Below are 15283 nucleotides of genomic sequence, written 5' to 3'. Positions count from 1 at the left end.
TAAGTCACCAAGCTTTTTAGTTCTTTGCTATCAATAAGGTCTCTATCCCTTTGCCTGTTGTCTATTTTAGAGCATTAGATTTCATATCCCATTAGAATACCTTCATCCTCCGCATAAAAACTGCAGAGTCCTGAGGTTCTTCCTATTTGAATCACTGCATCTGGATATAAAGTTTTGATTTTCTCACTGATTTGCTCACAAATTTTAGGATTTTGAGCATGAGCAATATAGACTTTCCCTCCCTTATAACCAGCTTTTTGGATTTCTTCTACTAAGGCAGAGACAGCTTTTTTCTGACCACGCGCCTTTTGCAATAGTTCAAGGGTTCCTTCCTGACTAGCTTGACCAACCATTCTAATGTTAAGAAGGCCAACCACTTTTCCGACTAATTTATTCAGCCGGCCATTTTTTACCAAATTATCAACCTTAGCAAGTACAAAAATCAAACGTGTTTTTTCTTGGTAAGCTGTGATTTGGGCAACCACTTCCTCAAAGGATAAACCAAGATTAATCAAGCGTTCTAATTCAAGAACAATCAAATCCATCTCCCCACCTGCTGACAAAGAATCAATCACGTGGATATTGGCATTTGGAAATTCTTCCAAAAAGTCGTTTTTAGCCAAACGGGCGCTATTATGGCTGCCAGATAGAGTGCCGGTAATCGTCACAGCGATGACATTATCTGCTCCTTTGTAAGCTTGTAAGAAGGCATCTGGACTTGGACAACTTGATGTCGCTGCCTTAGAAGACTGGTACATGAGCGTCATCATCTTGTCAATATCCAAGCCATCATCATCTCTAAAAATCTCTGACCCAATCTGTAAGGTTAATGGTACACGCTCAAAACGCAAATCTTTGGATTGGCTTTCTAGACACCTCAGGTTACAGCCCGAATCCGTTACAATTTTCCAAGTCATTTGGTAATCCCTCTTTTCATTTAAGACTATTTTCTTTGATTATTATTAAGCTAATGATGTGACAACCAAGTCTCAAAGTACTAGTCTTCAGCGCAGCTATTTTCCCTCTAAAAGAAGAAGGCTAAAAGAGCAAAATAGGCGACTCAAACACTAATTTTAGTTGACAAACTAAGCCTTTTCCCATAAAATTATATCATTATTAAGTGGGCTTTCGCTACTAATAACCCATCAGATGTAACACTTGAAAGGTATTTGTGATGACTGACAAAGCAATCTCAAAACGATCACTTCAAAATTTAACTCAATTCAATCATGAAGCGCGGCAGGTGGCGCGTGAATCAATGGAAATCGCCTTAATGAAACTCTTAGAAAACAAGCCATTGAGGGATATTACTATTTCAGAATTGGTCACTAAGGCAGGGGTTTCTCGAAATGCTTTCTATCGCAACTACGGCTCAAAAGAGGCCATTTTAGAACAACTATTAACAACGGTTATCCGCCGTATCTTCCGTGGCCTAAAACAGTTTGATATAAAAACCCAAGCTTACCAAGCCTGGCTTTATCTCTTCACAGAAGCCAAAAAAGAAGCTCAACTTCTTAAAATGATTTTCAAACACCACTTGCACCACCTCTTGACACAGTTGGTCACCAAACGTCTCAAGGCCTATCAGAAATGGAAAGACAAAAAGCAATCCCATTATAAGCAACTCTTTTGGAGCAATGCCATTGTTTCGGTCTTATCTAATTGGATTTCAGACGACATGGTAATCCCAGCCGAGGAAATGGCTGCCATGGGGCTTCCCCTATTAACGTAAAAAGGTTCCTGATTGAGGAACCTTTTTAATCTGTCACTTATTTCTTTTGAGTTGGTAGGGCAAATTGACGGATAGCATAGGCCACACCCGCCATATCATTAGTTAAAGTGACTTTATCAGCTAGTTGCTTGATGGCTGCTGAAGCATTTCCCATGGCCACGCCCAAGCCGGCGTAATCCAGTAGCTCAACATCATTAGGAGCATCGCCAATAGCCATCACTTGGTCAACAGTTAACCCCAAATCTTCTACTAATTCTTTGAGAGCCGATGCCTTGCTGACCCCTTGAGGGAGAATTTCTAAAATATTATCTTGGCTACGAACAACATGGAAACTCTGACTAAGCTGATTTCTAACAGCGCGTTCAAAGGCATCTAGCGCAGCCTTTTCTCCTAAGTACATGGCCTGAAAAATCAGGCGAGGAGTGTCCGACAACTCTGCTAAGGAAACAGGCTTAACAATGGTAAACACCAAATCTCCATCAGCCTGCACAAGGTCTGGCACTTCTTCTTCAAGAACCAAATAATCATTTTCCTCAGTTAAAGTCAGGTAAACGTCTGGAAAACCTTGGCTTAGCTCTTCTAGCATTTCAATATCTGAAACCTTCAGAAGTTTTGCATGATGTAATTGCCAGTCAGGGCTGCTATAAGTACTGCAGCCATTATTGATAATTAGAAATTCCTCTTGCGTCAAGCCTAATTGGTCAAAATAGGGTCTTGTCCCTGACTGAGGACGGCCTGTGCATAACACAATTTTTAAGCCTGACCGAGCTGCTTCTTGGATAGCTGTGATATTCTCTTTTGGAATCTGTTTGTCCTGATTTAATAAGGTACCGTCCAAATCAATTGCAATTAGTTGAATCATCCTATCTTTCCTCTTTCCATTTGATTTTAGGGAGGTTCCATTTTCTACGATTTCCAATCATGCGTAAGGTCGTTAGTAAAACAACCAAGGCATAACATTCAATCATTGAATCTGCTAGTTTAAAATGTAAGACAATAGCTGCAAGGATAGACCACCCAACATAGATTTCACTACGCAAAACACTAGGTTTTCGCCCCGCCAGAATATCTCTGACCACACCACCGCCTGCACCAGTCAACACAGCTGCTACAATGACAGCACTTAAAGGCTGGTTAAGACGGACAGCATGCAAGGCTCCTTGGACACTAAAAGCCGCAAGACCAATAGCATCAGTCAAGACAGCTGCCCGCACCCAACCTCTAGCCACTAACTTTGGAAAGAGCATAATCAGAACCACAGCTAGGAAAGCACAGGTAAATTCTGGTTTTTGCCCCCATAAGGCCTCAATAGGCAGACCAATTAGGGTGTTTCGAATGGCTCCGCCTCCAAAGGCTGTCACGAAACCTAAAATAAAAATCCCTAAAATATCAAATTCCTCTTCCATGGCAACAATAGCACCAGAAAGGGCAAAGGCAATGGTCCCGATGATATTTAAAATTTCCCACATATCAATTGTCATAAGCTACTCTGTTGTTTTTTAGTCTTCTCTTAGTTTACCATGTTTTCCTTTTAAAAATAAGTAGAAAAGGGAAAATAAAAAGACAAAAACCCCCAATCTGTCGTCTTCAAAGATAACCGAGTGGGGCTGGTTAAATGGGGTTATTTTAAAACTTTAAAACGAGCCAGGGCCTGATACCAGTAGGCGCTTTTTTAGAGCAATGGTTTTGTGGCTCAAAATCAACATAGAAAAGACCATAGCGTTGGTCATAACCGCTACTTTCTTTTAGCGCCAAATCATACTTGTAAAGCTTCTCGATTATCTTCGATCTAACCTTGCTTCCTTCCATTACCCACTTGCCGTTTAACCTACAAAACCCTTAATTCATAAGCATACCGTTTGGCTTGCTGGGGTGCTAAAAATTGGGTGTTGATCTTATCTTCAAAATAATTGGATTCATTTGTCAATGTTGATAAGCCAAGCCAAGGTTCTAGCGCAATAAAAGGACCTTTGTTGTTTGTTGACCAGAGCACTAGAAAAGGAAAGTCAAGGAGATTAATGACTAAGCCTTTACTGTGTTTGGCCGAGCACAAGGAAATTGTCTTGGACGCTAATCGGTCCAATAAGAGGGTATCATCTTTAAAAAGGTCATAGGTTAAGTCAAGACGAGTGTCCCCTTTAAAAAATGGAGTCCGTTCTTCCAAATCAATCAGGCCTGTGTCAGCAAAAACCTTTGGGATACTTTCATCTTCTGCCTTCTCAAATGACAAGTAGTAATCTTCATAAGTCTCGTTAGCGAACAAGGGACAATTAAAGGCTGGGTGGGCTCCTATGGTAAAAGGCATCGTTGCCTGCTCTTCTAAGTTTGTGACCTCATAAGTCACTCGAATGGTTTTCCCTATCAAATGGTAAATAGCTCTGAGGGTAAAGCGATAAGGAAATTTCTGATACATATCTTCACTACTGGTCAAGGCAAAAATGATTTCTGAGTCTGTCTGACTTTCCAGCTGAAAGACTTCTTTACGTACCAACCCATGCCTAGGCATGAATCCTTGCTTAATCCCTGCTGCATTGTTGCCATAGACAGTTTGATTATCCCGTAAGCTGCCACAAATAGGAAAGAGCACTGGGGCTTGCCCAGACCAATAGGTAGAATCTCCCTGCCAGAGGTATTCGATGCCATCCTTATCTTTGATAGAACTCATCTCGCCCCCTAAGGCCTTAAATTGCAAGCTGAGCTCGTCATTTGTCAAACTATATACCATGCTGTCTCCATTTCTTAACCAAAGCTAATGGTTCACCTGCTTTTTTAAGCTGCTATACCCTTTCCAAAATATTTGGTCTTCGTTACTGTTTCTTCCTTAGATTTTATCAGTCCAAGGACTAGCTGTTTCTTCGAGTACCTTGTTCAACTCGTCAATATTTTGGAAACCTTCGGTACGTAACCAATTCCTAGCAGCTTCTTCGCCCTCTTTAATATAAACTGGCACAGCCCCTGACCAGGTGGCTCGTCCACAAAGCACCCCATTGAATTTAGCACCTGCTGCCGCCGCAAATCGCAAGGTCTCTTGGAAGAGTTGGGCAGATACGCCTGCACTCAAATAAATATAAGGCAGGTGGCTAGCCGCTTCCTGATCTCGAAAGGCTTGGGCAGCTTCAGCCTGACTATAAAGCACTTCTCCTTTAGCAAAACCGTCCACATAGGCCATGTTAACAGGGACTTCCACCTTCAATACGTCAATGCCAAACCGTTCCTCAGAGAATACCTTCATTGCCCCGTTGACCTTATGGGCTTTCACCTTGGCAAAAGCTGCGCTGCTATTGTCTGCAATGTTTTCGTCATAACTCAATATTTCCAGAAAGAAAGGAATATCTTCTGCCGTGCACTCAGAACCGATACGTTCAATGTAGGCCTGTTTTTGCAGGTTAATCTGTTCATTGCCATCCACATCATAGTAGAGTAAAAATTTGATGGCATCTGCCCCAGCTTCTTTCAATCGCTTAACGGACCATTCTCCCAGACAATCAGGTAAGCGACTGGTTGTTGTGGCATCGTAGCCTGTTTTTTCATAGGCCAAAAGCAAGCCTGCACTCTCATCACGGACCTTAGTTGCTGGTAGACCATATTCAGGGTCCAGCAAAATGGAGGAGGCATAGGGAGTCAACTCCTCTGACACCAAAACCTTGAGGGCTTCCATTTGCTCAACCCTTGGTTCTGTTTCCTGATGGGCTGCCATCATGCGTTTTAGGGCACCGCGTTGGTCAAAGGCTAAGGCCGAAATAATGCCACGATGGCTGACTTTTTCTAAATAAGCTTTTTTAGTTTCTGATACTGTCATGTGTTACCTCTCTTACCTGAAGTTCTTGATATAGTTTGTCAAAATGAGCCATGTTAACATGACCTGTTCTTGCTTCTTGCGCGTTTAACATGCCTAAAACATTGGCTTTTTTCAGGAGCGTCTCATCGTCATCTTCTTCTGCCAAAGCCCAAGCAATTCCTGCCACAGTAGCGTCACCAGATCCAACCGGATTGACTACCTCAATTTTAGGAATGGTAATACGGTAAAACTTGTTATAATGTTTGGCAAAGGCCCCTTGGGCACCAAGGGAAACAATAATCCATTCTATCCCTTCAAATAAAGGTTGGCTCAACAAGGAGACTAAACGTTCTTCATCTAATGTGACAGGTTGGCCTATCAAATCCTCCAATTCTTCCAAATTGGGTTTGATAACAGTTGGCTTGTCTTTGCCAGCCAGTACCGCTTTCAAAGGAGCACCGGAGCAATCTAAAACTACTTTGCTACCATAGGCTTTCGCCATAGTAATCAAGTCTTGATAATAGTGAGCGGCCAGTCCCTTAGGCAGACTGCCTGAAAAGGTTAAGACATCAAACTGCTTAGCAATAATGCTCATGTGGTTCAAAAAGCCCTCGGCCTCGTCCACATCAATGCAGGGCCCAGCTTCCAAAATTTCTGTCTGCATGCCTTCATGTAAAACAGCAATACAATTTCTCGTTTCCCCTTTGATTTTGAAGAATTGGTTAGAAATGCCCTGTTCTTGTAACTGATGAATGACAAAGTCACCCAGTTTCCCACCAATAAATCCTGTTGCCACAACTGACTGACCAGCTTCTGCTAACACTCTAGTCACATTCAGCCCCTTACCACCGGCTGTTTTTGTCGTTCTGTCAACACGATTAACCGTGTCCAAAGCCAGACGGTTTAGAGGATAGGAAATATCAATGGATGGGTTTAAGGTTACCGTTAAAATCATCGCTTCTCCCTAATCGTGATACTCGCCACGATCCCATTTTTCCAAAAATTCTGTAAAGAAATCGGGATCTTCTTGGTTGGCATTATGACTTTCCAAGTGAGCTATCTTAGCAATTAACTTCTTATTCTCTTCGGTTTCTTTGTATTCTGCCTTGATAAATGCCTCGATAATATCACACATGAGCAGTTCACCAGTGATTTTACCACCAAAGCCAATCACATTGGCATTCAATTCTTCCTTGGCATAAAGCGCTGTTGTCATATCTCTGACAAGAGCTGACCGAATACCTGGCACCTTGTTTACGGCATTATTAATACCAACACCCGTTCCACAAATACAAATGCCCAAATCTGCTTGACCACTAACCACAGCCTCTCCAACTTTTTTTCCAAAAATAGGATAATGGGTGCGGGTATGGTCATAGGTGCCACAATCAATAACGTCATAGCCTTTTGATTTCAAAAAATCAGAAACGGCCATCTTCTCGTTGGTTACAATATGGTCACATCCAATAGCAATTTTCATCTTTTTTCCTCCCTTAAGCCATTTTATTGAGCATGTCAACACGAATTTGATGACGACCGCCATCGTAGTGACCAGTCACAAAACCTTTGGCAATATTCTTAGCCAATTCTTGCCCCACAATTTCTGCTCCCATGGTAATCATGCGGGCATTGTTGTGACCACGAGTCATGTAAGCGGAGCGTTCATCTGACACTTCTGCAGCGACCATCCCTTTGATTTTGGTAGCGACCATAAATGGCCCTGCTCCATAAGCATCAATCATAATGCCTAAACGGTCATCTGCTTCATTGACCGCCTTAGCAACTGCTAACGTATTATCAATAAAATCATTGTTGACGTCAGTCACATCAATAATGTCATAGCCTTCTTCTTGAAGAAAGCCTTTAATCAACTCTTTCAACGCATTTCCGTGTGCATCTGCACCTAAAATAATAGCCATAACTTCTCCTTTGTGATGATGAACGGTTTATAGGCATTTTGTTAACCTCAAAAATTCTCCTTCTAAACGCGTTCCAAAATAAAATAAACACTTTCTGAATGATTTTGTTTGTTTTTTATTATTCTTTTCAAGAAAAGCGCTTGCGGGTTCCCACAGAGCGCCTTGCCTTGAATGAGGAATACTCTTTTCATGTCAGTGGGGAGGCAACAGATACCTTCTGGGGTTATCTGTTATTGCCCACTAGTTTTTTAAGTTAGTTACCTAATCTACTCTTATTTTACTGTTTTGGCATATTGAGCATTACGTGCCTTCATTTGTTGAGCATACCAAGCAAAGAGGCCTAGATAAATGACCACAAAAATAATTAGTGTAATAATTGAGGCAATCTGACCTGTTGTCGCTTGACCAATCACATAGCCAAAGATTTTCTCCATTGGTCCTTCAAGTGTTGAATGGGTAATCAAGGAACTAGCGCTCGCACCTGCTGGGAAAGCCCCGACTTTCTTAGCCAATTCTGTCGCAAATGGGGCAATCATAGTCCCTGACAAGAGGAATAGTGGCAATAAGAGAGAACCAAAAATAATCATACGAATCAAACGACCACGTGTGACCACAAGAAGAGCTGGTGTCATCCCCATGGCAATAATTCCAGCCAGTGGTAAAATCCCATTGCCGACTTTTGAAAGAAGAACGGCTTCAATCAACATGATTGGGGCAAGGATATTGGCACAGGCCCAGATTTCAGCTCGACCAGCAATGAAAGGCCAGTCCAAACCAATATTGAAACGACGTCCTTGCATTCTAGCATTGGCAAAATTGGTAATCCCTTGTGACAAGGGCTCAACAGCTGCGATAAACCAAGAACCGATCAAAGAGAAAAGTTCCAAACAGGCACCCGCTGTAAATCCTAGACCAAACCAATTTCTGATAGACTCAACACTGAAATGAGGATCTCCCATAATCCCAATCACAAAACCTAGAACCATCCCAATAAAAAATTTAGAGCCCCAAAAACCAATTTTTTTGTTCAATTTGGCAGCATCAAAATCATATTTATCTAGTCCAGGAAAGACCTTGTCAAAAATCTTGTCAAGCAACACAATAATAGGATTCATCATGTAGTTCATGTGGGTTGAAGTCATCGGTGACTGAGCCCCTGTCCCAAGCAGGTCATCAAAGGTCGGTTTCATCAAGTCAGAATTAATAATCTTAAGCACCCCGACAAGAACAACAGCTACAGTCGCAATGATAAGAGACACAAGAACTGGTAAATGATTGCGAGCGGCATACCACATAATCAGCAAGCCCGTAATGGATAAGTGCCAAATATCAAAAATATCGACATCAAGGGTATCTGTTTTCTTCATGACAATCATGACAATATTGACCACCAGCATCACCAGTAAGAAATAAAGGGTATAAGGGGAACCCCAGGTAATTGTTGCAAGCGGTGCCCAGCCCACATCAATAATATTTAAACTGATACCAGTGTTTTTTACAAAGGCCTGCAAAGACTCTGAAAAAGCCCCTGTCAAAATCCCAATAATGGCTCCAATTCCTGTCAAGGCGATGGCTAACTTAATCCCACCTTCCAATGCCTTTGTGAATTTAACCCCGAAAATCATGGCTAAACCTGTCATAACAATCAGCATGACTACACCTGAGCCCAACTGAATAGGGAAGCCTAGAACCTTGTTAATAACGTCCAAAAAAGGTTGCATAATCTTGTCTCCTTATGTTTTTTTTGACTTACTGCAAATGGTTTTCTTTAATCACGCGCTCCAATTCAGCAAAAACAGGTTCACTCATGACAGGAATACGGTAAAGAATAGGCCCTGCTTCTACTGTTGGAATTGGTAAATCAAATCCCAAATCGGTCTTAGCAATAGGTGTGAAAATATCATAACGAGACACCAATTCTTCTGTGATGTCTTTGACCATCACCGCATCACAATGAACATCATAGCCACGATCACTCATTTGGCTTTCGATAGCATCTTTAATTTGATGACTTGAATTAACACCTGCCCCACAGGCTGCTAGAATTTTAATCATGCTGAAATACTCCTTTTTCTATTAAATAGTTTGAAATAGCTTGTTTATTGTCTTTTAGACTGGCTAGATGGCTAAGATTCCCCTTAGTAATAAAGAAAGTAATGAGATTAGATAGGATCGTCGTTTGACCCTCATTTTGACTATTGATAATAAAGAAGAAATCCGTTACCAAACAGTCTTCTTCTGGGTTAATCATGTGCTTAAAAACAAGGGCCTGACTATTTCTAACATAGACCACTTGATCAACCAAGCAATACTTGGTTTCTGTATGCGGAATAGCCGCATACAAAATATCTGACCCATCTTTGAGGTCCACTTTGAGTCCTGTCGGAAATACCGCCTCACGCTCCACCAAAGCCTGATGGTACCCTTGCGTCACATAACCAGCCTTTTCCAAGTAGCTAGCAACAAAGTCAAAAAGCTCTGCCTGCGTCCTTGCTTCAGTAAATAGAATATTAGGAAACACTCCGTATCACCTTTCTACAATTATTTTTTAGCTGCTACCAAATCTTGAATCAACATCTAGCAACCGTTTACACAACCATTATAGTATACCAACAAACAAAAATCAACATATTTTTCAAAAAAATATCTATTTATGTTTATTTTTTGTTTTATTATTTTTGTTTTATTGAAATCTAAAACGTTATATGCTATGATAATCCTAAGCAAACACATTAGGAAGGAGGTCTTCAGATGTTAAAAAGAGAAAGACTTCTGACAATTATTGAAAAAGTCAATGAGAAAGGTATTATCACGGTCAATGACATTATTGAGACCTTAAATGTCTCTGATATGACGGTTCGCAGAGATTTAGATGAACTGGAAAAAGCAGGAAAATTAATCCGTATCCATGGAGGGGCACAGAGCATTACCATGCCTAACAAAAAAGAACGGTCAAATACTGAGAAGCAAACCGTTCAAACAAAAGAAAAACGTGAGTTAGCTTCTTATGCAACTCAATTGGTCAATGACGGAGAAACCATCTTCATTGGCCCTGGAACCACCCTAGAATTTTTTGCTGAGCAATTAAAAAATCGTCAGATTCGTATTGTAACCAATAGCCTCCCCGTCTTTACTATTCTTCAGGATAGCGAAACCGTTGACCTAATTCTGATCGGTGGTGAATACCGATCCATTACCGGAGCTTTTGTTGGGTCCCTTGCCAGTCAAAATATCTCCTCCTTAAAATTTGCCAAAGCCTTTATTAGTTGCAATGGCATTTATAAAAACGACATTGCTACTTACAGTGAAACCGAAGGGGAAATTCAAAAACTAGCCTTTAATAATTCTATTGAAAAATACCTCTTGGTAGATAACCAAAAATTCAATGCCTACGACTTTTTCATTTTTTACCATTTAGATGATATTGATGCCGTTGTGACAGATTCGCAAATTACCGATGACATGGTGGAACGCTATAACCAGTTTACCCAAGTCTTAGTTGCTAAGAAAAAGAGCGACTGAACCCATCTGCTTAGCGATCAGATATTAAAAATAAGCCCAAAGACCTCTTGGCAATCCTTATTTGTCAAGAGGCTTTTTTCTGAATCAAAGGAGTCTTCCCGAGATCTAGGAAATTCAAAAAGTTTAGCTGAGGTGGCTAGACCTACTACCTAACAACAGAAGTATTGGACTAGAGACAAACATTGACTGACTCCTTTAGACATGACAAAAAGAGGCTCAACGTCACTTGAACCCCTTGTCATCATCGTTAAAACAAGCCTAAGGCAACTTGTTCAATTCAAATTTAGTTCCTTTCAGCGCTCGCTTCAAGAAAAGAGTGAGAGGATAACCTGTTACCTTAACTTCTCCCTTTTCCAAATTCACTTCCACAGCATCTACACCAGGAATAGCTGTTAATTTTTCAGTGACGGTTTTGACACAACCATCACACTTCATTCCCTTAATTTGATAACTCTTTTCCATTTCTCTTTCTCCTTAAATAGGTTTTCGTTTTAATCGCAGTGCATTTAAGACAACTGACACCGAACTCAAACTCATGGCCAAACCAGCTAGCATGGGATTTAAGAGCGGACCACCAATGAGATGAAAGATTCCCATAGCAACTGGTATCATGACAATATTATAAATAAAAGCCCAAAACAAATTCTCTTTAACAATAGTCATCGTTGCTCGACTTAATGACAAGGCTTTGACCAAATCCAACATATCAGGTTTCATCAGAATCATATCTGCCGACTCAATGGCAATATCCGTACCTGATCCCATAGCTATTCCAATATCAGCTAGGGCAAGGGCAGGAGCGTCATTGATCCCATCTCCTACCATGGCCACTTTTTTTCCGTCTGCTTGCAAGTTAGCAATGACATCTGCCTTCTGATGAGGAAGGACTTGACTAACCACATTAGTAATTCCCACTTGATTGGCAATGGTCCTTGCTGTGGCGTCATTATCTCCTGTCAACATGACTGTCTGAAGGCCCATCTTATGCAGGGCTTTGATAGTAGCTCGACTATCTTTCTTTACAGCGTCAGCAATTAAAAAGAGGGCTTGTAGTTGACCATTTTTAGCATAATACACAACAGTCTGTCCTTCACTAGCTGCCTTTTCAAAGGCTCGATGAGAAGAAGTTAAATCAACAGCAAGTCGTGTCATCAAGGCTTCATTACCAACTGCTAGGTGGTTACCATTAAGTTGCCCTGTTAAGCCAAGCCCTGTCAAAGACTCAAACTGATCTACCAGTAAACTCTGGTAGCCAGCTTCTTCAGCAGCACGAACAAGTGCCTGACCCAAAGGGTGTTGAGAATAACGTTCTAATGAAGCGGCTTCTTGCAAAACAAGATGATTGTCCTCAGAAAAGGAAATAATCTGTTGCAAACTAGCTTTACCTTCTGTAATGGTTCCTGTTTTATCAAAAACAATAGTCGTTAGCTGATGTGCTCCTTCCAGAATATGGCCACCTTTAACGAGAATACCATTCTCTGCAGCACGACCTGTCCCAACCATAATCGCTGTTGGCGTTGCTAACCCTAAAGCACAAGGGCAAGCAATCACTAGCACAGCAATGGCGGTTGTCAAACTAAAACGGAGGCTTTCTTGCATAACAAACAACCAGAAACATCCTGTCAAAAGTGCCAAAATTAACACCACTGGCACAAAAATGCCTGATACCTTATCTGCCATAGCAGCAATAGGTGCCTTGTTTTCTTGAGCTTCTTCCACTAATTGAATGATATGTGCTAGCAGTGTATCATTCCCAAACTTAGTTGGCTTAACGGTCAGAGCCCCTTGACCATTTAAAGTCCCAGCAAAAACCTTGTCATTTTCATGCTTATCAACAGGCAAACTTTCTCCTGTCAAAAAGGATTCGTCCAGACTACTGTGACCCTCTATAATCACACCATCAACTGACACTTTTTCCCCTGGCTGAATAAGGACAAGATCATCATAAGTCACTTCCTCCAAGGAAAGCAATTGCCATTGCTTATCACGCCAAACCCTAACCTCCGTGGCCTTTAAAGACATGAGTTTTTGAATAGCTTGAGATGTCCGCCCTTTAGACCGGATTTCAAAATACTTCCCTAAACGAATAAGGGTCAAAATCACCACAACTGATTCAAAATAAAGGGAATGGACAAACTGAACCTGACCTAAAACAATATAAAGGCTTCCGTAAAGACTATAAAGAAAGGCAAAGCTGGTTGCTAAGGCAACTAAAGAATCCATATTGGGATGCCCTCTAAACAAGGCCCTAAAACCATTGTCATAATAATGACGGTTTATAAAAAGAACTGGCAAGGTTAGTAGCAGTTGACTAACACTATAAAGGACGGGATGAAGCTGGGGCTGCAACAATGTTGGCAACCAAAAACCTACCATGTGCCCCATGGCTAAATACAATAACGGAAGAGTAAAGGCAGCAGACCACAAGAATCGATGCCAAATAGTAGCCACCTCTTGCTCCTGACGTTCTAAGGGATTCTGTTGCTTACTGGCATCCAAAACACTAGCACCGTAGCCTGCAGCCTCCACAGCTTGAATAATATTGCTAGCTGCTAACTTATCAGCAGCAAATTCAACCGATAGTTTTTCAGTAGCCAAGTTCACAACAGCCTTGTCCACCTCTGGTAATTGATTAACCGCTTTTTCAATGGTTAAGGCACAAGACGCACAAGTCATCCCGTCCACCAAAAAGGTTTCTTTAGTCATTAATGTCCTCCTTCTTTTGACAATGGCATTGACCAGGAAGACAATTGCAAGGCACCTGTGTCACTGTCTTTTCTTTTTTAGTTTCTAACAAGACTTGAAAGTCAGCAATGTCAGCCGATGTCATGGGCAAATCATAAAGCCTACTCAACAATAATTCTGCATGTTTTCGCTGACAAATACTATCCAAAACAGCAGCTAAAGCAGCTTTTTGAAGCTCAGTTTCATCAACTAAGGCATGATAAATATAGGCCCTTCCCTCTCGGTAAGCTCCCAAAGCTTTTTTATCCATCAAACGGCCAATTAAGGTTTTGATGGTCGAATTCGACCACTGAAACTTTTGCCCAAGAACGGCAATAATGTCGCTACTTTTAATAGTCCCGCTTGCCCAGACCACGCGCATGACCTCCCACTCAGCTGATGTTATGTGTTGCATGTTTACACCTCGATTTGTTTACTTTTGTAAATTAATTATAGCATTTGTATTTACGTTTGTAAATAAATAACTTTTCTCATTATTATAGCCTTATATTGACAAAATAGTCATTTTTATTATAATAATATTGCAATATCAATAATATTTACATTAAGGAGATACCTTTGAAACAGTCTTTTCAAAAATTAATGGTGGCTTTAGGCCTTATGCTGACCTTGAGTTTACCAACTTCTGCTTCGGCTAGTTCCCGTTCCTGGAAGAGCTGGTTTATCGAACAATATTTCTGGCTGAAACGTGACAAGAGTTACTATGCAGAACAAGATGATACCAGTTTCCAAAACTATCTAAATGCTTGCCGTGAACAGTCTGATAAGCCCTACGAACTTGACCCTGGCACAGTAAATGGACAGCTTGTTCAAGAAAAACTTTTTGACATGCAAGTTTACTCTTGGAATGACAACGGAAAACCGAATCAAAAAACCATTTTTTATCTAGCTGGAGGCTCTTATCTCAATAACCCAACTTCTTATCATATCAGCATGTTAAAAACCCTATCCACCAGCCTCGATGCTAAAATCATTTTACCAATTTATCCGAAGGCTCCTCGCTATACCTACGATTATGCCATGCCAAGATTGGTTAACCTTTACAAGCATTATCAGCAAAAAAACCAAGAGCTTTTCCTTATGGGAGACTCAGCTGGAGGAGGACTGGCCTTGGGATTGGCCCATGCCTTGAATAATGAATCCGTTGCCCAACCTAAACAGATTATCCTTCTCTCTCCATGGCTAGATGTGACCATGTCTCACGCTGAAATTCCAAATTACGAAGAAGCTGACCCTATCTTATCTGCTTGGGGACTAAAACGCGTTGGTGCCCTCTGGGCAAATTCATCTGATAACACAAACCATATCTATGTTAGCCCTAAAAATGGACCTATCCATAACCTCGCACCAATCACTTTATTCACTGGGACTCGTGAAATTTTCTACCCAGATATTCGCGACTACGCTGCCAAGTTACAAGCAGCTAAGCATCAAGTAACCTATATCGCCCAAGAAGGGATGAACCATGTTTACCCTATCTATCCGATTGAAGAGGCCAAAACAGCCCAATACCAAATCATTGATGCTATTAATAAAACGCCTTAATCAGTAGCTACCCTTATCCGCCACCAGCCAAACTGGTGGCTT

General features: G+C 41.2%; 18 protein-coding genes. 4 read left to right on the top strand and 14 right to left on the bottom strand.

All coding sequences use genetic code 11. The annotated features are described in order from the left end of the window. Positions 1-74: 74 nt before the first annotated feature. The gene (locus EL097_RS05425) at positions 75-917 is read right to left on the bottom strand and encodes a DegV family protein (RefSeq protein ID WP_003044879.1); all 843 of its coding nucleotides are present in this window, start codon (positions 915-917) and stop codon (positions 75-77) included. Between the two features lie 257 nt (positions 918-1174). Here EL097_RS05425 and EL097_RS05420 point away from each other — a divergent pair, with 257 nt between their 5' ends. Then, on the top strand, positions 1175-1732 hold the full coding sequence (locus EL097_RS05420; RefSeq protein ID WP_003044882.1) for a TetR/AcrR family transcriptional regulator: 558 nt from the start codon (positions 1175-1177) through the stop codon (positions 1730-1732). 37 nt (positions 1733-1769) lie between these two features. On the opposite strand, the gene EL097_RS05415 is transcribed toward EL097_RS05420, so the two are convergent. From EL097_RS05415 to lacA, 7 genes are all read right to left on the bottom strand, one after another. After that, entirely contained in the window at positions 1770-2594 is an 825-nt protein-coding gene (locus tag EL097_RS05415) for a Cof-type HAD-IIB family hydrolase (RefSeq protein ID WP_003044885.1), read from the bottom strand. 1 nt (position 2595) lies between these two features. Further along, the gene (locus EL097_RS05410; RefSeq protein WP_003044888.1) at positions 2596-3213 is read right to left on the bottom strand and encodes a trimeric intracellular cation channel family protein; all 618 of its coding nucleotides are present in this window, start codon (positions 3211-3213) and stop codon (positions 2596-2598) included. A gap of 347 nt (positions 3214-3560) precedes the next feature. Next, on the bottom strand, positions 3561-4457 hold the full coding sequence (locus EL097_RS05400) for an aldose 1-epimerase family protein (protein WP_003044891.1): 897 nt from the start codon (positions 4455-4457) through the stop codon (positions 3561-3563). A 96-nt stretch (positions 4458-4553) separates the two neighbouring features. Further along, complete coding sequence (gene lacD, locus EL097_RS05395) at positions 4554-5531, bottom strand: tagatose-bisphosphate aldolase (RefSeq protein WP_003044895.1); 978 nt, start codon at positions 5529-5531, stop codon at positions 4554-4556. Next, the gene (locus EL097_RS05390; RefSeq protein ID WP_003044897.1) at positions 5512-6465 is read right to left on the bottom strand and encodes a tagatose-6-phosphate kinase; all 954 of its coding nucleotides are present in this window, start codon (positions 6463-6465) and stop codon (positions 5512-5514) included. The genes lacD and EL097_RS05390 overlap by 20 nt, the downstream gene beginning before the upstream one ends. A 9-nt stretch (positions 6466-6474) precedes the next feature. Next, positions 6475-6990 carry a galactose-6-phosphate isomerase subunit LacB gene (gene lacB, locus EL097_RS05385; RefSeq protein ID WP_003044902.1) on the bottom strand — a complete coding sequence of 172 codons (516 nt, stop codon included), beginning with the start codon at positions 6988-6990 and terminating at the stop codon, positions 6475-6477. Positions 6991-7003: 13 nt separating this feature from the next. Beyond that, entirely contained in the window at positions 7004-7429 is a 426-nt protein-coding gene (lacA, locus tag EL097_RS05380; protein WP_003044905.1) for a galactose-6-phosphate isomerase subunit LacA, read from the bottom strand. 98 nt (positions 7430-7527) lie between these two features. On the opposite strand from lacA, the gene EL097_RS10885 reads away from it, so the two are divergent. Next, positions 7528-7686, top strand: coding sequence for a hypothetical protein (locus EL097_RS10885; RefSeq protein WP_003044908.1), 159 nt, complete (start codon positions 7528-7530; stop codon positions 7684-7686). Between the two features lie 15 nt (positions 7687-7701). Here EL097_RS10885 and EL097_RS05370 read toward each other — a convergent pair whose 3' ends face one another. From EL097_RS05370 to EL097_RS05360, 3 genes are read right to left on the bottom strand one after another with little or no spacing between them, the layout of a single operon-like run. Then, the gene (locus EL097_RS05370) at positions 7702-9150 is read right to left on the bottom strand and encodes a PTS galactitol transporter subunit IIC (protein WP_129544989.1); all 1449 of its coding nucleotides are present in this window, start codon (positions 9148-9150) and stop codon (positions 7702-7704) included. 28 nt (positions 9151-9178) lie between these two features. Then, positions 9179-9484, bottom strand: coding sequence for a PTS sugar transporter subunit IIB (locus EL097_RS05365; protein ID WP_003044912.1), 306 nt, complete (start codon positions 9482-9484; stop codon positions 9179-9181). Beyond that, complete coding sequence (locus EL097_RS05360; RefSeq protein WP_129544988.1) at positions 9477-9950, bottom strand: PTS sugar transporter subunit IIA; 474 nt, start codon at positions 9948-9950, stop codon at positions 9477-9479. The genes EL097_RS05365 and EL097_RS05360 overlap by 8 nt, the downstream gene beginning before the upstream one ends. Positions 9951-10180: 230 nt before the next feature. On the opposite strand from EL097_RS05360, the gene EL097_RS05355 reads away from it, so the two are divergent. Then, positions 10181-10951 carry a DeoR/GlpR family DNA-binding transcription regulator gene (locus tag EL097_RS05355; protein WP_003044916.1) on the top strand — a complete coding sequence of 257 codons (771 nt, stop codon included), beginning with the start codon at positions 10181-10183 and terminating at the stop codon, positions 10949-10951. Positions 10952-11209: 258 nt separating this feature from the next. Here the strand turns inward: EL097_RS05355 and EL097_RS05350 are convergent, their stop codons facing one another. From EL097_RS05350 to EL097_RS05340, 3 genes are read right to left on the bottom strand one after another with little or no spacing between them, the layout of a single operon-like run. Next, entirely contained in the window at positions 11210-11413 is a 204-nt protein-coding gene (locus EL097_RS05350) for a heavy-metal-associated domain-containing protein (protein ID WP_003044922.1), read from the bottom strand. 12 nt (positions 11414-11425) lie between these two features. After that, positions 11426-13657 carry a heavy metal translocating P-type ATPase gene (locus EL097_RS05345; RefSeq protein WP_003044923.1) on the bottom strand — a complete coding sequence of 744 codons (2232 nt, stop codon included), beginning with the start codon at positions 13655-13657 and terminating at the stop codon, positions 11426-11428. Beyond that, positions 13650-14090: a CopY/TcrY family copper transport repressor gene (locus EL097_RS05340; protein WP_039994699.1), complete on the bottom strand. Its 441-nt coding sequence runs from the start codon at positions 14088-14090 to the stop codon at positions 13650-13652. Before EL097_RS05340 ends, EL097_RS05345 begins: the two co-directional genes overlap by 8 nt. A gap of 164 nt (positions 14091-14254) precedes the next feature. On the opposite strand from EL097_RS05340, the gene EL097_RS05335 reads away from it, so the two are divergent. Next, on the top strand, positions 14255-15241 hold the full coding sequence (locus EL097_RS05335; protein ID WP_003044929.1) for an alpha/beta hydrolase: 987 nt from the start codon (positions 14255-14257) through the stop codon (positions 15239-15241). Positions 15242-15283: the final 42 nt, after the last annotated feature.

It is taken from the genome of Streptococcus canis, assembly GCF_900636575.1.
In the GTDB taxonomy this organism is placed as follows: Bacteria; Bacillota; Bacilli; order Lactobacillales; family Streptococcaceae; genus Streptococcus; species Streptococcus canis.
This window is presented reverse-complemented; position numbering and strand designations above follow the sequence as displayed.